A 23,263-nucleotide genomic window follows, 5' to 3' on the forward strand; every position below is an offset into this window, starting at 1 on the left:
CTTAATTATTTTTACTTTTCTGATTTTCAGCTTTCGGCTGAATGCTCAACACACGATCCCCGAAATAACGTTCTACTTTGATTGGATAGCTGAATTGCAATGCCGTTTGTAAGGTGCCAAAGTCATTGACTGGATATGAACCTGAAACTTTTAACGACTTCAATTGAGGGGCAATATCTATATATTGGTGTTGATAGCGCCCAATCTCTTGAAGCAATTTTTCCAACGGCATTTCAAAAGCCATGACCATATGGTTTTTCCATGCCAATATATTCGGATCTAAACTTTGTAATGCTTTAAAATTGCGATCATCAAAGCATAGCTGCTCACCAGCATGGACAATTTTAGTGTGTTTGGACTGGTTCAAACTGACTTTCACTGCGCTTTCTATGACACCTAGACAGGTTTGCTTTTCACTGTTGTTGAAATACTGAACATTAAATACAGTGCCAAGCGCTTGCAGATTTGCCGATTCAGTTTCGACCAAGAATGGGCGATAAGCATGATTTTTTTCTTTGGCCGTACGTATTTGTATTTCGCCATAATGTAATTTTACAATACGTTGTTGCGCTGTATAACGCACGTCCAAAGCCGTATGGGTATTTAATTGAAGTTGTGTCCCATCTTCCAGCTCAAGCTGTTTCTGCTGACCCACCGCAGTACGATAATCCGATAACCATCTATAGCGATAATCCGAGTTCCATAGCATGACACTGCCAAAACACAGAAAACAGGCAAGCAACAATTGTTTGTTTAAATTAAATTGGGCATTTTTCTTGCCTTGCTGAATCAGCTGTTGTCCATCTTCGGGAAATTCCTCAAGGCTATACAATAAGCGTTCGGCTTTAGACCATGCAGCTTGGTGTTGGGAACTCTGCTGCTTCCATTGTTCAAATTCAAGCTGTTCAGTTTCATTTAATGGTGCGTGTTGGATTTTAATGATCCATTGCGCTGTTTCTCGATAAATTTGATCATGCGACATGCAGGCATTAATCCATAACAGCTAAACATTGACTCAACACTGAGACCAGATCACGCATCACGGTTCGGGTAGAAATATTTAAGCGTGTTGCAATTTCCTGTTGAGTCAGCCCTTCTAATTGTGACCAAATAAAGACCTGTTGCTGGCGCTCAGGCAATTGATTGAGTAATTGATTAATCAAACATAAAGATTCAATTGCTGATATTTTTTGCTCAGGTGTAATTTCATCATATTCAGGTCTGCTTGAAAGCGCCTCTAAATAGGCTTTTTCAATCGCTTTACGTTGATACCAATTAATCAAAATTCCCTTGGCAACTGTGGTTAAAATTGCACGCGGCTGATCAAAATACAATTCATCTTTACGCTTTAAGATACGCAGAAAAGTATCATGGGCTAAATCAGCGGCATCTTCACTATGGTTGAGGCGACGTTTTAACCATTGATATAACCAAGAATGGTGATGACGATATAGTGTGCTAATAGGATCAGACATACTTAAAGAGAATGAGAATTATTAGCAATATCTTAGCAAAAAAATAAAGGAAATGAGAGCTCAGTTTGCCCTTTTAATTGAATTTTTTAATTTATCCAACTCATTTATAAGACTACACAACATACTCAAATGGGACATATGGTAAATCTTAAACAAAAATTTAATTCAAAATTATTATAATTTTATCAAAAGCTTATCGCTTTTAAATAAAAAAATTCTCGATCATCCTCAAGATGACCGAGAAACTGTTTATCACTTATTGGCGATAATTTATTGACTGATCGCTTGATCCATATTTTTAGCAAATTGTTGAATATCACTGGCTTGAATTGTTGTTTTACCTTTGCCAATCACTTGAAATTGTTGTGCTGCCGTTTCCTGCATTTTGACTTTACCTGTTGCGATATTGGCATCAAAACGTTGCATAAACTCATCTACATATTCCTTCTCAGTGACAATATGATCACCATTCGCATCGGTTGCAAAATATTGTTTGTCACGCGCTGTGAGGTAATCTCCAAGCGTTACATAGTTTTTCCCTTGACCATATTGGCTAATAAATTCATTGATGTTACTTGGCATGGGCATTGAAATTGGTAGTTTCACACGGAATCCATCATGCGTTGCATTACTATTGCCCGCTAATTTGGCATCTTCTGCATTTACTAAGCCATCCAAGTTTTTATCAAACTCATTAAAGGTTTTTAAACCCGTCTCCTGAAATTCCTTTAGGGTCAGTTTCTGGTCTTTATTATTATCGAGAATGCCATAACGTACATGCGCCTGTTTTTCTGACATTTCACGGCGCTGTTTAAGTAATGGCTCTAAACGTGCTTGCTCGTATTGAACAAACTGCACTTGATTGACTTTTTTATTCGCCTTAAACAATTCTGCATAGTCCTGAGTATATTGCTTAATTAAAGTGCTACTGTTCTGCTCTTTATTATTAGGATGGTAAAGCACATATAATGCATATGCCTGTTGATAAGCATTGGATTGATCGACTGTAGCAGCAATCGCTGATCCAGCAGTTGCCATTGCAGTTAAACTGGTCATCCATAGCGCCAATTTTTTCATGTTCGTTTCCTTGGAGGTGAATATTTGTTGAATTAAAAAATTCTTTCCATTTTGCTATTTAAAAAATCAATATTTAAATTCGATACTTGTTATATCGATTACCCTCATCATGCCCCTATTCATATAGCTCAACAGGGTTTAGATTGATGAGGGAGAAATTTTATTCAATGATATTAATCATCATTAAATGTGTATATTTCAGGTCATCCAGTATCTTCAAATCAAAAGTAAAAATATGGATTACAAATATACACACACAATCAACAAATGAGAATAATAATCAATTACAATTTTATTTACAATAACAATGTTGCTAGATCTGCTTTTCAATATTCAATAAAATCCATCAAAATATTGAAAAATAATAAATATTTATAATTAAACTTCACTTTTTTATAAAAATTTGAACATGACTTTAGAGGGAGAATCTGTATTTTTGGATGATCTTACTGTCTTAAAATTCGTATATTTTGTTGTTGTTTATATTTTAAAATGTCATTTTCAATTTAGCTTTTCCACCTCAATCATCCTATTGTTAATATAAAAACTTATTACATCTTTCCTTTTTATTTCTCTTTAATTTCTCGTTATATTTAGGTTTGTTTATTTTTTATTCTGATTGGCGTTATTAAAATATAAACACTCAAATATTCACCATAATAATCAAGTATTATAAAAATTCTAACAGCAAAAAATATTAATTTTTAGGTTTTAGCATAAAATTGATTTCGTGATTTTTTATTTAAGGCTTGCTCGGCTTTTTCTAGGGTTTAGAGTTTTTCATTGATGCCCTATTTCTGAGTTTGCTCGTGCTTTTATCCAGTCACTAAATGCTTTAACTTTAGGTAATTCATTATTTTTCAATGATGTAATATAGTAGTGCTGATCACATTTTAAATACATGTTTTTAAATGGCATTACTAGCTCACCACTTTCTAAGTCTTTTTCTACTAGTTTTTTACGTCCCATGGTAATACCCAAGTGATTTTTAGCAGCAATCAAAGCCAGATCAGATCGGTCAAAACTCATCTCTGAAGAATGATCCATATTTACATTAAAATGCTGCGTCCAACTGTTCCATTCATCTGCACCTGTGCCGTTACTCCATGCTTGGCAGTCATGGAGCAATGTGCAGTTTTTTAAGCTGTCTAGATGATCGTAGAGGTTAAATTTTTCCGCATATGCAGGACTACATACCGGGATAATATATTCGTCCATTAAATACTGATAATTCAACTGAAAAGACGGTTGATTGTCAAAATAAAGCGCAATATCAATTCCGCTACGTTGAAAATTTACATCCTCATTACCCGTTAAAACTGAGAGTTGGATCAATGGATAGCGTTGGATGAAATCAGGCAATTGAGGCACTAACCAACACTGAGCAATCGATGGTCTTGCATAAATCGTGAGTGAGCCAACAAGTTGCTGATTTTGCAGTGCCTTAATTTCAACGTTTAACGAGTCTAATGAAAATTGTAAAGCAGCTAAAATCCGCTGTCCCTCAGTGGTTAACTTTACTTTACGATGCAAACGTAAAAACAGTTTGATATTAAGTTCTTTTTCTAACAAATTAATTTGGTGACTTACCGCACTTGGGGTTAAAGACAATTCTTCAGCAGCAAGTGCAAAAGACTCATGTCTAGCCGCAACTTCAAATGTATACAGTTTTGAGAGCTGAAAACCGGTTAGATTTTTATGTGCGTTGGTCATGCGTTTTTCCTTTTTGCTGAAACAAAATGATTGATCACATGCTTCTTGCTGTCCTATGCCCATATAAATAACGTATAAATCATTTAAAAATCAAAATTTATTTAGGATTTATTTTTCAAGTGAATTATTTTAACCCGTAGATCAAATATCATCGTTTGACGGATTTCTCTGGTTTAACTTCAATAGACAAAGAACAACTTTTGTCACAGAGATATATGGTATGGAAACCAATTTCGTGGATGTCGGTATATTATTAACCAGTATCGGGTTAATTATTTTCACTATTTTAAAATTTAAACTGCATCCCTTTTTAGCTTTGCTTCTGGCAAGCTTCTTTGTCGGTGTAGCAATGAAAATGCCATTACTGGATATGGTCAATGCAATTGAAAATGGGATTGGAAGCACCTTGGGTTTCCTTGCCACAGTCATTGCACTGGGTACCATTCTCGGTAAAATGATGGAAATCTCTGGCGCCGCTGAACGTATCGCCCTGTCTTTGCAGCGATGTCACTGGATATCTAGTGATGTGGTCATGGTACTGATTGGGCTATTTTGTGGCATCACTTTATTTGTAGAAGTTGGTGTGGTGTTATTAATTCCCTTGGCTTTTTCTATAGCGCAGCATACCAGAACCTCTTTGTTTAAATTGGCGATTCCATTATGCACCGCATTAATGGCTGTACACTGTGTAGTACCGCCTCACCCTGCGGCACTTTATGTCACCAATAAACTAGGGGCTGATGTCGGTACCGTGATTATTTTTGGCTTAATGGTGGGTTTAGCCGCCGCACTGGTTGGTGGCCCACTGTTTTTAAAATTAGTTGGTCAACGTTTACCGTTTAAAGCAGTACCTGTCGAATTTTCAAAGCTTACCTTAAAAGAAGAACACAACTTACCTTCTTTAAAAATCACCTTATTTACGGTATTTCTTCCAATCGGATTAATGTTAATCAAAACTGTGGCTGAATTAAATAGTCATACATCCACTCAGCTTTCACACATTTTAGGCTTTATCGGCAATCCGATCACCGCCATGTTTATTGCGGTATTTGTTGCTTACTACACCCTTGGTCTACGCCGTAATATGCAGATGGGAAGCTTATTAAAAGCTACAGAAGACTCATTTTCTGCAATTGCCAACATCTTATTCATCATTGGGGCTGGCGGTGCATTTAACAGTATTTTAAAAGCCAGTGGTTTAGCTGACTCAATGGCTGTTACGCTTTCCCACTTGCATATGCATCTAATTTTACTTGCTTGGTTGGTTGCGCTGATTTTACATGCAGCTGTAGGCTCTGCCACTGTTGCAATGATGGGTGCAACTGCAATCGTTGCGCCAATGTTACCGCTCTATCCGGATATTAGTCCTGAAATCATGGCGATTGCGATTGGTTCAGGTGCCATCGGTTTTACCATTGTGACCGACTCTCTATTTTGGTTAGTCAAACAATACTGTGGTGCTACATTAAACGAAACCTTTAAATACTATACCTCTGCAACTTTCCTTGCCTCCCTCACCGCATTGGGCTGCACCTTCCTGCTTTCTCATTTTATTTAAGCCTTTAGGAGTATTTTATGAACGCTCAACAGATTAATCAGCTGATTGCCCAATATCCGATTGTTAAAGACCTTATCGCACTCAAAGAAGTGGCGTGGTTTAATCCCAATTTTACCTCACTGGTAGAAGGGCTGCCCTATGTCGGGTTGGACCAAAAAGATATTGATGATGCCAGTGCACGTTTGACACGCTTTGCACCTTATTTGATGAAAGCCTTTCCAGAAACAGCGGCATCTCAAGGTATTATAGAGTCCGAACTGGCAGCAATTCCTCAAATGCAGCAACAGTTAGAACAGTATTTTGGACAATCGATCCAGGGTCAGTTATGGCTTAAAAAAGACAGTCATCTTCCTATATCGGGTTCAATTAAAGCCCGTGGTGGCATCTATGAGGTACTTTGTCATGCTGAAAAGCTTGCGATTCAAGCACAACGCCTAAACATTGAAGATGATTATGCAAAACTGGATAGTCCAGAGTTTAAACAGTTTTTTAGTCAATACAGTATTGCGGTCGGTTCTACCGGAAATTTAGGCCTTTCTATTGGCATTATGAGTGCAAAATTAGGCTTTGATGTGACTGTGCATATGTCAGCAGATGCACGTCAATGGAAAAAAGATAAGTTACGTGCGCACAATGTCACAGTAGTTGAATATGCTGAAGATTATGGTGTTGCCGTAGAACAAGGCAGAAAGGCAGCATTAGAAAATCCAAACTGCTTTTTTATCGATGATGAAAACTCACAAACCTTATTCTTAGGTTATGCAGTTGCTGGGCAGCGTTTAAAACAACAATTAGAACAAAAAAATATTTTGGTTGATCAACAACATCCTTTATTTGTTTATTTACCTTGTGGTGTTGGCGGAGGTCCCGGTGGCGTTGCATTTGGCTTAAAAATGGCCTTTGGTGATCATGTACATTGTATTTTTGCCGAGCCGACTCATTCACCGTGTATGTTACTCGGTGTTGCAACGGGTTTACATGATGAAATTTCAGTTCAAGATCTGGGTATAGACAATATCACCGCTGCTGATGGCCTCGCTGTTGGGCGAGCATCTGGCTTTGTGGGTCGAGCAATGCAAAGATTATTAGACGGTTTTTATACATTAACGGATGAAACCATGTATGTACTCTTGGGCATGCTCAATGATACAGAACAGCTTAAATTAGAACCTTCTGCGCTGGCGGGTATGCTTGGGCCAATTTTGACCAATCAACATCAAGACTATGCTGCACTACATCACTTTAGCCAACAGCAATTGGAAAATGCCAATCACATTGTCTGGGGGACTGGAGGAGGAATGGTTCCAGATGAAGAAATGGAAAAATACTTAACCCAAGCGAAAGCCTATAAAAAATAATCTGTATAGACTTGATTCGCACAGGTCTTGATCTCATCAGAATCTGGGGCGGTAGCAGATAAATAAAGTGATTATCCTCTATCGCCCCAATTAAAGACTTGGGTCAGGATTTTCCCTATGGAATTAAACGATCCCACCATTGACCCGAAGGACTTGGGCATTGACCCAATTACTCGCTTCATTTACTGCGAAATCCAACACTGCGGCAATATCTTCTACAGTGCCTAAACGCTCTAAAGGTGCAGCTTTGCTTAACTGAGCAATCAATTCATCACTTTTGCCTTCAAGAAAAAGTTCAGTTGCCGTAGGCCCAGGTGCAATTGCATTTACCGTAATATTTTTTCCTCTTAACTCTTTGGCTAAAATTGCCGTTAAGGATTCTATGGCAGCTTTTGATGCAGTATAAACACCATAAGTTTCGAGTTTCATCCCCACCACACTACTGGATAAATTAATAATTTTACCGCCCTTTTGCAGTCGCTTAGCAGCTTCACGCATGGTATATAAAGGGCCTTTAATATTAATTGCTAAAACTTGATCAATACTTTCATCGTCTAATTGTACAATCTTACTTAATTTCAAAATCCCTGCATTATTGATCAGCACATCCAATCGACCATAGGTTTGAATTGCATAATCAAATAATGCAGTCACTTCATTAGAATGGCTGATGTTGGCTTTAAAGAGACTCGCTGTTCCACCTAACGCTTGAATACTACTCAAGACATGCTCCGCCTCTTTATCGTTACTGGCATAATTGATAATGATTTTATGGCCTTGTTGTGCCAATAAGCTGGCAGTAAATGCACCAATCCCGCGAGAAGCGCCTGTAATTAAAATCACTTTTTCTTGCTGTGTTTGATCTGTTGTATGCATCGTGATGACCTCATGGAATAAAATATACCTCTAATCGCTTCTATGATACTGTTCAGATAAAACCAGATAATCTAGTTAAACCTGACATCTTTATCCGAATAAATCGAACAATTGGAATGGCGTATGGATAAACTCAATGCAATGTCTGCTTTCGTCAATGTGGTTGAACAACAAAGTTTTACCAAAGCTGCGCAGATCTTAAATCTGCCACGCTCAACCCTGACCGATGCAATTAAACAATTAGAATTCCAACTCAATACGCGCTTATTGTTGCGTACCACTCGTCAGGTAAAAGCAACCGATGAAGGCCATATTTATTATGAGCGCTGCAAATATATCTTGGGTTATATCAATGAGTCTGATCATGATTTTCTTGATGCAAAACCTCAAGGACCTTTAAAAATCGCAGTTCATGGTATTTTTGCTGCGCATTTTATTCTGCCAAAATTAGATGATTTTTTAACTGAGTTTCCACAGATACAGTTGCAACTCACTGAAAGCGATTGTTATGTAGATCTGATAAAAGAAGGCATTGATTGTGTCATTCGTATAGGTCAGCTCAATAATAGTGAATTAATTGTTAGGCATCTGGGCGATATTCAACAAGTGACATTAGCCAGTCCAAAATACTTAGAAAAATATGGCACACCACAACGCTTAGACGATCTGCAATCACATTTTATGGTCGGATTTTATTCTTCTGCTCGACAAAAGCCACTGCCGCTTGAGTTTCTGACAGGGAAGAAAACACAGTTTTTTGAGTTGCCGTTAAAGATTCAAGTCAATGGTGCAAATACCTATGCAGCAGCAGCCAAACAGCATTTGGGGATCATCCAAGCACCGCGTTATGGTTATTTATCTGAGCTAGAGCAAGGAACACTTTGTCAAATTTTAACTGACTATCCTGTTCCATCCCTGCCTATTTCTTTACTTTATCCATCAAAAACACTGGTTTCACCACGACAAAAAGTTTTTATCGAATGGATTGTACGATTGTTTCAGGATAATCCATTGCTTTGAAGTTTAAATCACGCTGCTTGATGGATATGATTAACTAGCGCTCTCTCGCATTGATCCCCATAGCATTTATACACCAAAACTCAATTCCTGACTCCAAGTTGAATCAGGTTGTTGATAAAGATGCCAACACATATTTTTAACCGAATCCATCAAGACAACATTCTGACTATGCCAACTTTCCAACATACAATAAGTGATATGGATGCCTTTAGGATGAAACTCTCTTGCCAAAGATTGTGCCAATGCCCGAATACTGGCAAACATACTCTGAGTTAAGCCATTATTTTCAGCGATCAAGTTGGGCTGTGTTCCTAGAAAGATCAAAGTTCCTTGTGACTTTATCAACATCTGGTGAATAATCGCTTGGGCAATATTTACCGCAGCCAAACCAGTATTTTGCCAAAGCTGTTCGACCTGTTGGGCTGAAGCATCGGAATTCGACAATGATTTTGAAAAATCAGCTTGGAAAATACACAGTTCAATTGAATGCCCTGTTCGTTGAATATAGCCAACTAAATTTTTTAAAGCAGTCGGATTGATCAGATTCAAACGAACCCGCTTTAGACCTGAATCTTGTTGCTCAATCTTTAGATTGGTTTGCATAGGATCATGCTGAACTTGATATACAGGCATTGCCCTGTTATGTGCTTGATGCACAAAAAGCTGGCTGAGCGAGTGGGTTTCATTGCCAATAACAACAATACAGCCCTGTAGTTTGGATTTTTTTCTCAGCAATGGAGGAATTAAATTGTACATATTAGAATTTCTCCTGATAAGGACGTAAATCCAGCTCATGGGTCCATAAATCACGATTTTGTTGATAAAGCATCCAATAATTCTCAGCAATCGCTTCGATATTTAAACCACCTGTGCCTCGTGTAAGTCTCAGTAAGCGTCCTAAACCAAATACAGCCTTATTGACACGATCACCATCGACCATGCCATCAACAATAATATGTGCAACATGGATGTTTTGAGGCTTATATATCTGGGCGAGATGCAGTACGTAATTACGTAATGCGGATTTGCCCATGGTAAATGCCGCAAAAAAAGGTTTACCACGAAGAGATGCACTTGCCCCTGTAAAAATCAGTGTGCCATATTGCTGTTGTTCAAAGATTTTTAAGGCTTGTTGTGACACTAAAAAAGCCGATAAAAAAGTAGAACGCCACATTTGAGTAAAAAACTGAAGAGAGGTTTTTAAAAAAATTGAGGGAATATTGCCGCCCACATTATGAATAACAGCGACGAGATGCTCCTTTTGCGCATTCCTCTCCGCAAAAAAAGTCTGCACTTGTTGTTCATTTTCAGCATCCAAAGCATGTGCTACGGCGTGTCCACCTTGCGCATTGATTGAATCAGCCACGGCTTGCACTTTCGCTAAAGTACGCCCCACAACATGTACTTTTAATTTTTCTTGAGCAAAACGACGACAAACTGCTGCTCCAATTCCTTGTTCAGCACCTACGCCCATAACAACCACACATGGAAGTGTTGCTATATTTTGAGATGTTGCATTCTGCGTATTCATAGCAAGTCTATCCATTGAGCAATAGAAGGATAAGCTTTAATTTTAGTGCCCCAAATTTTACTGGTGCGGACAATCTCTAAAAGCTGCGAACCAACCGCAATATCAGCCAGTGTTTTACCCTCGCCAACCAACCACCCTGTTTGCGCCAACACCAATTCGATACGCTCTAAATGACGAATAAATTCCGCCTCAATATCCTGCTTGGCCATGCGACCTGTCCCCTGCATTTTAAGTTGCAGGTTTAATGTTGCTTTGAGCAAGGGTTTTAACAGATATATTTCATGTTTGGGGCGACCTTTTGCACTCATTTCAACCGCATAATCTAAGGCATCAGCATCACTGACACGAAAGTGCACCTCATAGAAATATAACAACTCGTCTGACCAATCTTCCCAAAGCTCAACATAGGCCTTTTGCAAAGGATCAGCAGGATATAAACGTGGTAAGTCTGGGTAAGCATCATCAAGATAACGTGCAATACGGGTACTGTCCTGAATACGTTGACCATCAATATCCAGAACAGGAACCTTGCCTGCTTTACTGAGCATTGGCACTTTTGCACCCAGTACACCGTTATAATCCACAGTCTGATAAGCAATCCCTTTAAATTGCAATATCCTGGCAACTTTTTGGCAAAAAGGTGAGATTTCCCATTGATGTAATACAACTGAATTCATTTTATATTCTCAGCTTAACTTTGGGTCGATTGATATTCGATAAACTACATCACAGGATCAGCACTTAATACATCAACGGCCTGATTCAAAGGCGATAAATCAAAAAATCTGAATTAAAAGCCATGATCCAAAAAATTCTGGTTTAAAGCCATGATGCAGAAATAGAATCTTTCAACGACGGATGATCATATTGGTTGCTGTTGCATGTGCATACAATTTTCCTTCTTCATCTCGAAGATAGCCTTCTGAAATGACTAAGTTTTTCCCTACGTTGATGACTTTACCTTCAGCAATTAACTTTTTATTAAACGGCATTGGACGACACATTTTTATCGCAAGATCAGTGGTTCCATAGCCCTCACCCGCAGCCAAGACGGTATGTGTGGCACACCCTGTCACTGAATCCAATATCGTTGCGGCAAAACCACCATGTACTCCACCCAATGGGTTGCTATGACGTTCATCCGCAATGGCCATAAATACAATGCGACCATATTCAACGTCTCCTACTTCCTCCATCCCCATGGTTTTTGCAATACCAGGCGCTGGCACCAGTCCTTTTTGGAATGCTTGCATAATTTCCAGACCAGTCATATTGAGTGGATTCATCACTATTTCCTATTTTGATAAATAAAATACTTATTGGAGAAGGGTTGATTGTTCAGGAGATAAGCCAATTTTTACTTTAGTTTGTGCGACAATTTCGGATTCATCGGTATCATTCGGATGAAAATCAAAATGATAATAAGAGAAAAATTGCGGTACCAGCTTACGATAGGCTTGCACTGTAAACCCAGCAAACTTAGTCCAAGACTTAAGGTTTAATAATTGTTTATCTCTCGACATTAACACCACTTGATATACATTAGAAAATAGCGTGATCAGCACAAGACTAAATGTAAAAATCGCCACGCGAGGAATGTAGGCATCTAAGCCCTTACCATATAAATATTCATACATGTCATAAGCCACAGCCTTGTGTTCGGTTTCTTCGACACTGTGCCATAACCATAAATTACGAATGGTGGTATCGGTCATTAACTCATTGACATTTTTCATCATCTCTACCACCAACACTGCGGTGTAATGTTCCAGACCCACTGTGACCAAGAGATTCCATTTTTTAGGAAAAGCACGTTCTACCGCTTTTAATATGATCCCCGTGGCTTTTTCTAAAGATTCAGGATCTAAACCATATTGTTGTGCACTGACATGAAAAGCATGGTGTTCTTTAGAGTGCATGGCTTCTTGTCCAATAAAGGCACCAATATCACGGTCTAATTGTGGGTTGTTTTTAATTTTTCCACGTAAGGCGCGTACTGAACGGACAAAGTACGATTCACCTTCAGGAAAAAGCGTCGATAGACCTGTGAAGTAATGAGTAAAGGTTGGTTCGTCATTACACCAATACTTGGGCATATCCTGAAATTCATAATCCATACGACGTACTGGAAATGATGCAGGTGTTTTTTGCTTTGATTTTTCTTTCACCGCTGATATAGACATGGTTCACCTCAAGAATTTATCTTAAAATAACAAGTTCCAAAAAAGAACTTGTAAAATTAAAATAATGGTCCACGTTGATCTTGTCAATGATGTGAATACGTTAAAGCTTCAGGTTGTCCTTAAATGACAGTATCATTCCTATAAAGACAATCGATCTAAGCCAAAAACTTAAAAGCTGTTTTCACCCATCGCATTTTGATCAGATGCATGATTATTCACCCCATAAAAATATAACCAATAAAATTAATCATTTAAAAGAAAATACTGAATAAATATCTTAGATCTCAACAACAATTCAAATTAAAATTAAACATCGCCCTCTAACCTCTCCATCAAAACTGATTAAGCTTTTCCAGTTTTATTTTCTATTTTTATCTGGATTTCTGTCTCGATTTCTAGCGCTATTGCCATGTCAATGATTTGTCATAAAGGTGACACCTTGCTGTCACAAGCGCTGTCTAATGTGTGGGCATCTTTATAATGGATGAAACACATGTTAAGAAAATCGAAACAATGGCTATCCTACATTTATATTTTCCCCATTTTACTGGCACTCACCGCTTGTAATGATTCAAATGATGATAAGACCAGCACACAGCCTGATGGATCTAAAGAACCATTAATGCGTTGCGCACCATAAACATAAAAATACCAAAGGGAAATATTGTGATTAATCGTCGTCAATTTTTAGCAAATACACTTAAAACAAGTTTTGGTGCTGCTGCCTTATCTACATTTCCAGCCAGCATTCAAAAAGCATTGGCTATTCCTGCAAATAATAAAACAGGAACCATTCAGGATGTCGAACATGTGGTTATCCTGATGCAGGAAAACCGTTCATTTGACCATTATTTTGGTACATTAAAAGGCGTTCGTGGTTTTGCCGACCGCTTAACCATTCCTTTGCAAAATGATCGTACTGTATGGCAACAACAACGAAGTAACGGTGCCTTATTAACCCCTTTTCATTTAGATGGATCGAGTAATAATGCACAACGTGCACCCGGTACAAATCATACTTGGGTGGATAGCCAAAAAGCTTGGGACAACGGTCGTATGTCAAATTGGCCCACCCATAAAACTGATTATGCAATGGGTTATTTTAAAGAGCAGGAAATCCCTTATCAGTTCGCTTTAGCCAATGCTTTTACCATTTGCGATGCATATCACTGTTCAATGCACACAGGTACAGATGCCAACCGTTCATTTCATTTAACTGGCACCAATGGCGCAGTACCGACCAGTACTGCGTTTGTGAATAATGAATGGGACTGGATTGATGGCGATCCCAAAAACGTTGATATCGGCTACACATGGAAAACCTATGCTGAACGTTTAGAAGAGGCAGGTGTTAACTGGATTTGCTATCAAAATATGCCGGATGAATGGGGCGATAACATGCTCGGTGCATTCCGTACCTTTAAAAAAGCCAATATTGCTTCTGGTTACCCAGTTTCAAGTGGTGGTGCGCCAAATAGTCCATACAATAAAGCGGCGCAACCATTACCTTATAAAGCTTATGATGCCACAACTGATAATGCTAAAAATCCACTGTATAAAGGTATCGCAAACACCCTGCCCGGCAATAAACCCGAAGAATTTTTAGATGCTTTTAAAAATGATATCAAAACAGGCAAACTTCCCCAAGTGTCTTGGATCAATGCACCTTCTATCTATTGTGAACATCCAGGTCCATCAAGCCCAGTACAAGGTTCTTGGTTTATTCAAGAAATCTTAGATGCTTTAACAGCAGTGCCAGAGGTTTGGAGTAAAACCGTTTTCTTGATCAATTTTGATGAAAATGATGGTTATTTTGACCATGTTCCTTCTCCATCTGCACCAAGCTTACAAGCAGACAATACTTATGCGGGTAAATCCACACTCAGCCAAGCTGATATGCAGCATGAATATTATCTACATGACGCGCCACTAGGCAGCAGCAGCCAGCCTAAAAAAGACAATGGTGTTTATGGACCGGGCCCACGGGTACCACTCTTTGTAATTTCACCATGGAGTCGTGGTGGTGTGGTTAACTCTCAAGTGTTTGATCATACGTCAGTATTAATGTTTTTAGAACAACGCTTTGGGGTAAAAGAAACAAATATCAGCCCTTATCGTCGTGCGATTTGTGGTGATTTAACCTCAGCATTTAATTTTAAAACCCCAAATGAAGATGTACTGCCAGAATTAAATGGTAAACAAACCCGTGAGCAAGCAGATCAACTTCGTTCAGCTCAGCAAAAGTTGCCCAATGTTCCAATTCCAACCAATTTACAACTTCCAATTCAAGCCAGTGGTATTCGCCCTTCTAAAGCATTGCCTTATGAATTACATACCAGTGCACGTTGTCAAAATGATGGAACAGTCAAACTCTTATTCTCGAATACAGGGACTCAAGGTGCAGTTTTTCATGTCTATGACAAGTTAAATCTCAGCCGTGTTCCACGTCGTTACATTGTAGAAGCGGGTAAAACACTGGATGATGTTTGGAATGTGAAAAAGGACAATCAAGGCTTATACGATCTTTGGGTAATGGGACCAAATGGTTTTCATCGCCATTTCAAAGGTGATTTAAATCGTAATCAAAGCCTGCAAATCAATCCTGAAATTCGAGTGTGTTATGATATTGCCAATGGTAATGTTTATTTAGACCTGACCAACACGGGCACAAAAGATGTTGAACTGGTCATTAGCCCAGTCGTCTATCGTAGTGACGCAGCGTTAAAAATCAGTGTAAAAGCAGGTCAAACATCAACACGACATTGGGAACTGAAAGATACATGGCAATGGTATGATTTTGCCGTAACCTGTACTCAGGACACTAAGTTTTATCGACGCTTTGCAGGACGCGTTGAAACAGGAGCAGATTCTGTCAGTGATCCAGCGATGGTTTAATATTTAAAGAATTTTGAATATTCAGTTTTTTAGATTGTTAACACTGAATCAAATTTAACAGCACCCCAGATTTATTTAAAACTGGTGTTTTTTTATAGCGCTTGCTTAGGAACAAGTCACCCCTTCCATCACCACAGCTTTATTGGCTTCAGTCGCAACAACAGAAGCGGCAATCGCTTCAACCACCTTACTCAATGACTGCCGTGAAACACTGACAATATCAACAATTTTATTGCCATCTGCACCAACTGCATCGGTAAATGCCATTCGACAACTGAGTTGTCGGTTCGGCAAAACTGCATTTTGTACACCTGTTGGCTGATTTAAGGGTCTGGCTGGATCATCACGTTTAATAATCCAAGCAACTGCCACCTCAATATCCCGATTCATCGAACCCATTAACGAACGTGTGTCGGAGTGTTCAATAATATCAAACCGAGAAAAGTCGGTTGCAATACGGTAAGAGACTTTACCACCTGTCATACCACTGCTGTAACGATCGACAGCAGCTAATTTCTGTTGCAAACCCGCAGACAAACCATCACGTAACTCTGCCCCCAACGTGGACGTCCAACGTTCGTTATCCAATACATTAGATTTACCACTGCTGTCCTGTAAGACCAAAGGCGCCCTGTTTAAACGGTCGGGTAATCCCACTGGCAGGACTTCAATCACCCGTACATTTGAACTCACCAACGGTTTAACCGTTGGCGTCAAGCTATAGTAGTTTGGTGTAGGCGAACTGGAACAGCCCGTTAAACCCACAACGGCCAATAATAGAGCACAACCTGCTCGACTAGACTGCGGCAAATAGGACAGAAAATGTGAGCTATTTTTTTTATTTAGCATTCTTAACCTCAGGCGTTTTCCCACGAATGAGTGATTCTGGGTGTTGTTCAATATAGTCAGCCATTAACTGTAAAGATGCTGCAGCACGTGTCATTTGCTGTAAAGCACGACGGACATCCTGTTGCATTGGCGCATCACTGGATAGAATGGTTTCAGTAGAGCGCATGGTTTTACGTACATCATCCAAAGTCGCCTGTAGTCCTGGCGCAACTTTGCCATCCAACTGTTTCACCAATTTATCTGTAGAGCTAATCGCTGAATTCATATTATTGAGGGTTTTACGTACATCCTGCCCAATTTCCACCAATGGGAATTTATTCAGTTTATCCGCAATTTGCGATACTTGTGCTTGTAATCCCTTCAACTCGGTTGGTGTGGTTGGAACCTCAATCACACCATTTGATCTGATGATTAAGTTTGCTGGTTTTGCTTTAGGGAATAGATCAAAGGCGATATAGTTCTGCCCTGTCAGTAGATTTCCGGTGCGCATCTGAGCACGCCAGCCTCTTTCGATAAAGCGTTTAAAAATAACACCATCAGGATCAAGTTCTTTGCCATTGGCTAAACGAGATGGATAAATGACCCCCTCAGCCCGCATCCGAATCTGAGTATAATTTGCATCAAACTCCGCATTAATCGACTGAATATTACCAATTTCAATCCCCATAAAGTCAATCGGTGCACCTGCCGACAAGCCACGTAAAGACTGATCAAAATACATGATGATACGGTGTGGATTGCCATCTGGCTCTTTCAAAGCTTCAGTACGAGAATCCCATAAATTAAAACGACTTTGATCCGAAGCAACAGCAGCATGTGAATTCTCAGGATAACCGAAAGCAATCCCGCCAGCGATAATACTCACCAGAGACTGGGTATCTAGCTTAAATCCTGATGCACTTAAGCTGACATCGACACCACTGGCCTGCCAGAAACGCGCATCTGTGGTCACAAACTTATCATAAGGTGCTTGAATAAAGGTCTGTAACTCAACACTCTTACCATCTTTGGCCAACTGATAAGCCGTGATTTGACCCACATTGATCTGACGATAATAAATAGGAGAACCGATATCCAGTGAACCTAAGTTATTGGCTTTGAGGAAAAAGATTTTACCTGGTACATCTGATGAGATGACTGGAGGAACTTCTAAACCAGTGAACTCATCCTGTTTTTGTTCTGCCTTCCCGCCATCAACCTCAATATAAGCACCCGACAATAAGGTATCAATTCCGGAGACGCCACTGGCACCAATGCGGGGGCGAACCACCCAGAAGCGTGAGTCTTTTGCAGCAAAATTACTGGCATCCTTACGCAGTTCAATTTTGGCAATGACATGTGAATGATCATCGGCAAGATCAATTTGGCGAACAAGACCGATATCCACTTGTTTAAAACGAACAGTCGTCTTACCTGCAACCAGCCCTTCAGCCGTTCTAAAAGCAACATTAATGGTCGGACCAGTATCTAATACCGCTTTGACTGCCAACGACAGTCCTATCAGCAAAGCAATAAACGGAATCAGCCAGATCAACGATGGTCGCCAGCGTCCTTTATTTTTCTCAGGTTCAGGCAAAATCTGCTGCGTTTCATCTACAGCATGAGGATCCTGATGATCTGAGCTTTCGTTATTGGTTTTATTTTCAGACATACACACCCATCATTGTTTTATTGACTGGAATTGGATAAATCATGATTCAAGGGAGGATGATCCACGTGAATCACATCTGAGCCTTGCAGGGAAAGCCCATTCTTGTTGTGCGTATTCTGGGCAGCAGAATAATTATCCCAAATAATACGCGGGTCAAAACTCAGTGAAGCAAACATGGTTAAAACCACCACTGCACCAAAAGCAACCGCGCCCGGCCCAGCGAGAATAGTTGCCAGTGATTGAATCTGAATCAGGGCGGTCAATAAAGCCACCACAAAAACATCAATCATCGACCATCGACCGATAAACTCGACAATCCGATAAAGCATTGAGCAATGCTCAGGAGAAAAATGCAAACGTTTAGAAGACTGCATTTTTACTGCAATCAACAGAAAACACAGAATTAAAAGTTTTAACATGGGAATAAAGATACTGGCCATAAAAATAACAACAGATACCAAATAATCCCCATTCTGCCAAAAATAGATCACACCACTCATGATCGTATCTTGCTGACTGCCTAACAAAGAATCTGTGACGGTCATCGGAAGTACATTGGCTGGAATATATAAAATACTCGCCGCAATCACCAAAGCAAGGGTTCTGTCTAAGCTCTTTGGTTTACGTTGATGCAGTACACTATGACATTTCAAGCAATGTGAAGCATGTTTTTCTTCAACCTCTGGAACCTGTTTATTGAGTGTTCCACAGCAATGACAAAACACCAAAGACAAATCTTTGGCTCTTGGGTATTGCAATGAATTTTTATTGTCTGTATTCGCTGAGTATTTTGAAAAATTAGCCTGAGACTGTTCAGTTTTCATGAGAGTCTCCTGTCAATCTCATCCCAAAGATCTTTGACTTTTACTGAGGCAATATAAACCAGCAACACACTCAGTATGGAGAATCCCCATAATGCAACACCCGGAATCACCACAACCATCCCGACCAGTTTAACCAAGGTGACCAATACCCCAATCAAAAATACTTCAACCATTCCCCATGTTCTAAATAAAAACAGGGTACGAAATGCTGCAACTAAATAACGTGGCTGAACTTTAAAAAAATGAACAGATGAAAGGACATAGAACAGCAGCAATAAATCTAATAAAGGCACTACGAAAGTCGTAATAAGAATCAACACACCTACGGGCCCTTGCCCTGCATGAAACATTGCCCATGCAGCACCCAGTAATGTTGTCTGGGAATCATTCCCCTGCAATTCCACCTTAACAATCGGGAAACTATTGGCAATCACAAATACGATCAGCGCTGTTGTTACCATTGCCAGTAAGACACTAAATGGTTTGCTTTGCCGATAAAGCTCAGCACCACAACAGAGACAATAAGCACGCTCACCTTGGGTCAGCTGAATTCGATGATAGAGCGTGTCACATTCCTCACAGGCAACCAGCGTTTGCGGTGCAATATCACCTTTTTGAATCAATGCTTGCTGATTCAAGGGCACATAAACTGGCGGAAAGGAGGACGGCTCACGCATAGAACATCAACACCATTTTATAAATTCTTTTTAGACCGAAGCTCATCTTGCTATATTTTACTGAGATGTATACAGATGAGTTGTGATATTTTTTGATGATATCCTGTTGGTTTTATATAAACAATTGATCTGGCGAAATCTAGTCTAACAATTGACCATGCATTTTATCTATTTGCAATAGCAAACGCCTATTTTGACATGATTAAAGACACAGTCGTTGCACCAAAAAATCGATAAAGACACGGGTTTTTGCTGGCAAGGTTCCTGTATTCGGATAGAGCAATTGGACATTTTGTACAGGTAAATCAAAATCAGCTAACACCCGAGTTAAACGATTTTGCTGAATATCTTCATCGACCAACCAAGCTGGCGATATCGCAACACCCAATGAAGCAAGTGTCATCTGATGTATCGCTTCTGCCGAATTAGATTCATACTGACTTCTAACAAAAGGCAATGTATGTTTTTCACCTTGATCATTTTGTAAAACATATTGCGCATCCTGCCAATTCAATAAGCGATGACCAATCCAAGGAACATGTGCTAAATCAGCAATGCTATTGATTGGATAACGTTTTAAAAATTCAGGGCTGGCAACCAAATAAATCGGATATTCAGCAATTTTTCGTGTCCGCATCGATGAGTCTTTTAAGTTTCCCAACCGAATGACCAAATCTAATTTTTCAGTGACTAAATCATCTAAGGAAGAATTAAATGAATATTGTAGTTGTAATTGAGGATATTGGCGGCAAAACTCACCCAGCAAAGGTAAAATGAATTTCCGTCCAAATTCATTGGTCGATGAAAAACGCAATATCCCTGTGACACTTGTGGCTAAGTTTTGACTGCGCTCAAAAGCTTCTTCGATTTGCAATTGAATGTGTTTGAAATCCTCATAAAAGCTTTTGCCTATTTCAGTCAGTGCAATATTACGCGTATTACGAATCAGCAAACTCACATTTAAATGCTGTTCTAAATGCTTGATATCAATACTCACCATCGATCGACTTAAACCCAAAATCTCTGCTGCCTTGGTAAATGATCCTGAATCAACCACTTGCAGAAAACTGATAATCTGTTTTAGGTTTTTTTGCATAATCACACTGATTGTTTGAAATTATTAAACAATGATTTTACTTCGCATGCATCGACAATAAAAGGCCTGAATCGTACCCTCCTGCATCTTGGAGGTCGCTATGTCATATCGCTATAAAATAGCAACAGTGTTTTTACTTGGGTTCTTTATTGATTGCATCAATATTTTCATGTCTGCAATTGCCTTACCCGATATAGCAACAGCTTTCTCAGTTAGCCCATCGATGGTTGCATGGGTAAGCAATGCTTATATTTTAGGTTTGGTTTTAATCATGCCCATGAGCTTATGGTTAGCAAGCGTATTGGGTGATCGGAAATTGCTGTGTTATTCAATGCTGCTCTTTTCCGTCAGCGTTTGGTTGATTGGCATGAGTGAATCAATCCATAGTTTAATTTTTTGGAGATTTGTTCAGGGTGTGGCTGGCGGATTATTAATCCCTGTCGGTCAAGCATTGGTATTTGCACTGTTTCCAAATCATGAACGGCAACGTATCTCCACAATGATCATGGCAATCGCATTAATTGCACCCGCCTTTTCACCAACGATTGGCGGCATAATTATTGATGCTTTATCTTGGCGTTGGGTGTTTTTTGCCAATATCCCCTTTACCATGATCACTGCTTTTTTAGCATGGCGATGGATCAAAGAAACTCAAGCTAAAACGTCTGGGAAACCTGACTTTTTAGGCCTGTTTATGGTCAATGTCAGCCTGTTGTGTTTGTTACTCTCTTTCTCATTATTTAATGATTACCATAGTGTTGTACTCGCGATCAGTAGCTTTCTACTTTCCGTCACAATGCTTCTGATTTATCTCAAATACGCGAAAGGATCTGCTCATCCAATCCTTAATTTGCAATTGTTAAAAAATTATAATTTACGCAATGCATTTATCGTTTATTACGCAGTACCCGGTATTTTTACTGGTGTGAATTTACTGAATATCTTTAATTTACAACGTAACCTTGGGTTTAATGCAAAACAGACTGGCTTATTTATGCTGCTCTATGCAGTGGGTGCATTGGTATCAATGACCAGTGGTGGGCTTCTCTATCGTCATCTTGGTAAAAAGCGGCTCTTTATAATCGGTATTACGCTACATAGTTTAGGAATTTCACTGTTGTTCTGGGTTTCAAATGCCAATGATTTAAGTACCTTAATTGTTGCTTATCTACTGATGGGAATGGGTGGTGGTCTAAGTGCCAATACAGCCCAAATCAGTGCCCTCATCGATTTTAACGGCCAAGACTTATTACAAGGCAGTGTGCTGTGGAACATTAATCGACAAGTCGCTTTTAGTTTAGGTACAGTTGCCCTTATTTCAATCTTTAGTCTGTTACCTGCTGCAAATGACTTAATACGTTATCAGCATACTTTTTTGCTTGCAGCTGTACTGTGCCTTTTATCATTAATTTCCATTTTTAAGGAGAAAACCCATGTCTAATCCTATGGACAATGCATTACAACATGTCACCGATTTACATATTTTGATTGAAAATGTATTTACTGGTCAAAATGCAAAAGAAAGCCTAAATCAACTTCTAGCCAGTTTTGATCCAAATTTTAAAATGATTACGACGCAAGGCAATGTCATTGGTTTACCCGAAATAAATGCCTTGTTTAGCCAAAATGTAGGTAATAAACCTGCGTTAAAAATTAAAATCTTGAATACACGTGCTTTATTTGAAGCAGACAACCACTGCTGGATTCAATATCAAGAACATCAACAAAGCCATGAACCTGATACATTACGCATATCGACGGCTTGTATCAAAGTTGAATCAGGTCAATGTTATTGGGTTTATCTACATGAAACATTGGTCAATTTAGCCTCATCGAGTTAAATTGTGTGAAGAGTTTATTTATACAAAAAGTCTAAATTGCTATTCATTGTTCTTTCAATTAATAGCAATAGAATCAAAATTAGCTTTATCTTTGTAATTATGATTATGAATTAACTTTAAAAAATAAAAGTCATTTCTTTTTAAAAGCACGGATAGGCTTCTAATTAAATACCATAAACTCGTTTGAGGCGTGGTATAAGATCAATAATCTGTTCATTATCCTCTGGATTATATTCAGCATATGCTAATGCTATTAATTCCAAAACCGAGGCAAAAACTTCAAATGGCACTTTACCATCAAGTTCATCATAAAAATAAAATTCTGCTGAATCAACCACATGTCCTTCATCCACAACACTATTCATGAGTAAATAAGTTGATGTCTCTTGGAGGCTATAACCTTCACTTCGAATAGCATTTTTAAGGATATCAATAAAAGTATACCCTCCAGTACATGTAACAAAATAGTCCATAAAGAAAGACAATTCAGGGTCTGCTTCTGGATATTTTTGTAAGATATCATTTCGATTGTTTCTTAACCACTCAATCATATACTGCATCATAAAATCTCTGATATAAGTTCTGTTTTAATGATATCCATAGCTTATGGTGTGTCAGGGATAACAGAAGATACACCTG

At 39.0% G+C, this 23,263-nt stretch carries 23 protein-coding genes; 7 read left to right on the forward strand and 16 right to left on the reverse strand.

What is annotated here, in order from left to right:
- Position 1: 1 nt before the first annotated feature.
- The 4 genes from ACZ5QH_RS17485 to dsdC form a co-directional block, all read right to left on the reverse strand.
- Positions 2-982 (reverse strand): FecR domain-containing protein, encoded by a 981-nt coding sequence (locus ACZ5QH_RS17485; RefSeq protein WP_303576399.1) that lies wholly within the window; start codon positions 980-982, stop codon positions 2-4.
- Positions 983-989: 7 nt separating this feature from the next.
- On the reverse strand, positions 990-1,475 hold the full coding sequence (locus tag ACZ5QH_RS17490) for a sigma-70 family RNA polymerase sigma factor (protein WP_004823490.1): 486 nt from the start codon (positions 1,473-1,475) through the stop codon (positions 990-992).
- Positions 1,476-1,745: 270 nt separating this feature from the next.
- Positions 1,746-2,552 carry a hypothetical protein gene (locus tag ACZ5QH_RS17495; RefSeq protein WP_303576400.1) on the reverse strand — a complete coding sequence of 269 codons (807 nt, stop codon included), beginning with the start codon at positions 2,550-2,552 and terminating at the stop codon, positions 1,746-1,748.
- 780 nt (positions 2,553-3,332) lie between these two features.
- Complete coding sequence (dsdC, locus tag ACZ5QH_RS17500) at positions 3,333-4,265, reverse strand: DNA-binding transcriptional regulator DsdC (RefSeq protein ID WP_034615533.1); 933 nt, start codon at positions 4,263-4,265, stop codon at positions 3,333-3,335.
- 220 nt (positions 4,266-4,485) lie between these two features.
- Here dsdC and dsdX point away from each other — a divergent pair, with 220 nt between their 5' ends.
- A complete protein-coding gene (dsdX, locus tag ACZ5QH_RS17505) occupies positions 4,486-5,823 on the forward strand; it encodes a D-serine transporter DsdX (RefSeq protein WP_303576401.1) in 1,338 nt (445 codons plus the stop codon).
- A gap of 17 nt (positions 5,824-5,840) precedes the next feature.
- A complete protein-coding gene (locus ACZ5QH_RS17510) occupies positions 5,841-7,181 on the forward strand; it encodes a D-serine ammonia-lyase (RefSeq protein ID WP_034615486.1) in 1,341 nt (446 codons plus the stop codon).
- 123 nt (positions 7,182-7,304) lie between these two features.
- Here the strand turns inward: ACZ5QH_RS17510 and ACZ5QH_RS17515 are convergent, their stop codons facing one another.
- Positions 7,305-8,057, reverse strand: coding sequence for an SDR family oxidoreductase (locus ACZ5QH_RS17515; protein ID WP_034615483.1), 753 nt, complete (start codon positions 8,055-8,057; stop codon positions 7,305-7,307).
- 123 nt (positions 8,058-8,180) lie between these two features.
- On the opposite strand from ACZ5QH_RS17515, the gene ACZ5QH_RS17520 reads away from it, so the two are divergent.
- Positions 8,181-9,077, forward strand: coding sequence for a LysR family transcriptional regulator (locus tag ACZ5QH_RS17520; protein WP_303576402.1), 897 nt, complete (start codon positions 8,181-8,183; stop codon positions 9,075-9,077).
- Between the two features lie 66 nt (positions 9,078-9,143).
- Here the strand turns inward: ACZ5QH_RS17520 and ACZ5QH_RS17525 are convergent, their stop codons facing one another.
- The 5 genes from ACZ5QH_RS17525 to ACZ5QH_RS17545 form a co-directional block, all read right to left on the reverse strand.
- Complete coding sequence (locus ACZ5QH_RS17525) at positions 9,144-9,833, reverse strand: Rossmann-fold NAD(P)-binding domain-containing protein (RefSeq protein WP_303576403.1); 690 nt, start codon at positions 9,831-9,833, stop codon at positions 9,144-9,146.
- Between the two features lies 1 nt (position 9,834).
- Positions 9,835-10,608 carry an SDR family NAD(P)-dependent oxidoreductase gene (locus ACZ5QH_RS17530; protein ID WP_303576404.1) on the reverse strand — a complete coding sequence of 258 codons (774 nt, stop codon included), beginning with the start codon at positions 10,606-10,608 and terminating at the stop codon, positions 9,835-9,837.
- Positions 10,605-11,285 carry a glutathione S-transferase family protein gene (locus tag ACZ5QH_RS17535; protein ID WP_303576405.1) on the reverse strand — a complete coding sequence of 227 codons (681 nt, stop codon included), beginning with the start codon at positions 11,283-11,285 and terminating at the stop codon, positions 10,605-10,607. Before ACZ5QH_RS17535 ends, ACZ5QH_RS17530 begins: the two co-directional genes overlap by 4 nt.
- 171 nt (positions 11,286-11,456) lie before the next feature.
- Positions 11,457-11,894 carry a PaaI family thioesterase gene (locus ACZ5QH_RS17540; protein WP_004717695.1) on the reverse strand — a complete coding sequence of 146 codons (438 nt, stop codon included), beginning with the start codon at positions 11,892-11,894 and terminating at the stop codon, positions 11,457-11,459.
- Positions 11,895-11,924: 30 nt separating this feature from the next.
- On the reverse strand, positions 11,925-12,791 hold the full coding sequence (locus ACZ5QH_RS17545) for a metal-dependent hydrolase (protein ID WP_303576406.1): 867 nt from the start codon (positions 12,789-12,791) through the stop codon (positions 11,925-11,927).
- A gap of 493 nt (positions 12,792-13,284) precedes the next feature.
- Here ACZ5QH_RS17545 and ACZ5QH_RS17550 point away from each other — a divergent pair, with 493 nt between their 5' ends.
- Both ACZ5QH_RS17550 and ACZ5QH_RS17555 read left to right on the forward strand, forming a co-directional pair.
- Complete coding sequence (locus tag ACZ5QH_RS17550; protein ID WP_303576407.1) at positions 13,285-13,431, forward strand: hypothetical protein; 147 nt, start codon at positions 13,285-13,287, stop codon at positions 13,429-13,431.
- Between the two features lie 26 nt (positions 13,432-13,457).
- Entirely contained in the window at positions 13,458-15,686 is a 2,229-nt protein-coding gene (locus ACZ5QH_RS17555; protein WP_303576408.1) for a phosphocholine-specific phospholipase C, read from the forward strand.
- Positions 15,687-15,791: 105 nt separating this feature from the next.
- Here the strand turns inward: ACZ5QH_RS17555 and ACZ5QH_RS17560 are convergent, their stop codons facing one another.
- The 5 genes from ACZ5QH_RS17560 to ACZ5QH_RS17580 form a co-directional block, all read right to left on the reverse strand.
- A complete protein-coding gene (locus ACZ5QH_RS17560) occupies positions 15,792-16,535 on the reverse strand; it encodes a PqiC family protein (protein ID WP_303576409.1) in 744 nt (247 codons plus the stop codon).
- A complete protein-coding gene (locus ACZ5QH_RS17565) occupies positions 16,525-18,192 on the reverse strand; it encodes a PqiB family protein (RefSeq protein ID WP_167468956.1) in 1,668 nt (555 codons plus the stop codon). The genes ACZ5QH_RS17560 and ACZ5QH_RS17565 overlap by 11 nt, the downstream gene beginning before the upstream one ends.
- An 11-nt stretch (positions 18,193-18,203) precedes the next feature.
- Positions 18,204-19,010 carry a paraquat-inducible protein A gene (locus tag ACZ5QH_RS17570; RefSeq protein WP_303576410.1) on the reverse strand — a complete coding sequence of 269 codons (807 nt, stop codon included), beginning with the start codon at positions 19,008-19,010 and terminating at the stop codon, positions 18,204-18,206.
- The gene (locus ACZ5QH_RS17575; protein ID WP_303576411.1) at positions 19,007-19,687 is read right to left on the reverse strand and encodes a paraquat-inducible protein A; all 681 of its coding nucleotides are present in this window, start codon (positions 19,685-19,687) and stop codon (positions 19,007-19,009) included. Before ACZ5QH_RS17575 ends, ACZ5QH_RS17570 begins: the two co-directional genes overlap by 4 nt.
- A gap of 202 nt (positions 19,688-19,889) precedes the next feature.
- On the reverse strand, positions 19,890-20,783 hold the full coding sequence (locus ACZ5QH_RS17580; protein WP_224964117.1) for a LysR family transcriptional regulator: 894 nt from the start codon (positions 20,781-20,783) through the stop codon (positions 19,890-19,892).
- Positions 20,784-20,883: 100 nt separating this feature from the next.
- Between ACZ5QH_RS17580 and ACZ5QH_RS17585 the strand changes: the two genes are divergently transcribed.
- Complete coding sequence (locus ACZ5QH_RS17585; protein ID WP_303576412.1) at positions 20,884-22,224, forward strand: MFS transporter; 1,341 nt, start codon at positions 20,884-20,886, stop codon at positions 22,222-22,224.
- Positions 22,217-22,624 (forward strand): hypothetical protein, encoded by a 408-nt coding sequence (locus ACZ5QH_RS17590; protein ID WP_303576413.1) that lies wholly within the window; start codon positions 22,217-22,219, stop codon positions 22,622-22,624. Before ACZ5QH_RS17585 ends, ACZ5QH_RS17590 begins: the two co-directional genes overlap by 8 nt.
- 164 nt (positions 22,625-22,788) lie before the next feature.
- Here ACZ5QH_RS17590 and ACZ5QH_RS17595 read toward each other — a convergent pair whose 3' ends face one another.
- Complete coding sequence (locus tag ACZ5QH_RS17595; protein WP_151802871.1) at positions 22,789-23,187, reverse strand: hypothetical protein; 399 nt, start codon at positions 23,185-23,187, stop codon at positions 22,789-22,791.
- Between the last annotated feature and the right edge of the window lie 76 nt (positions 23,188-23,263).

This window comes from Acinetobacter sp. Ac8 (assembly GCF_055392545.1).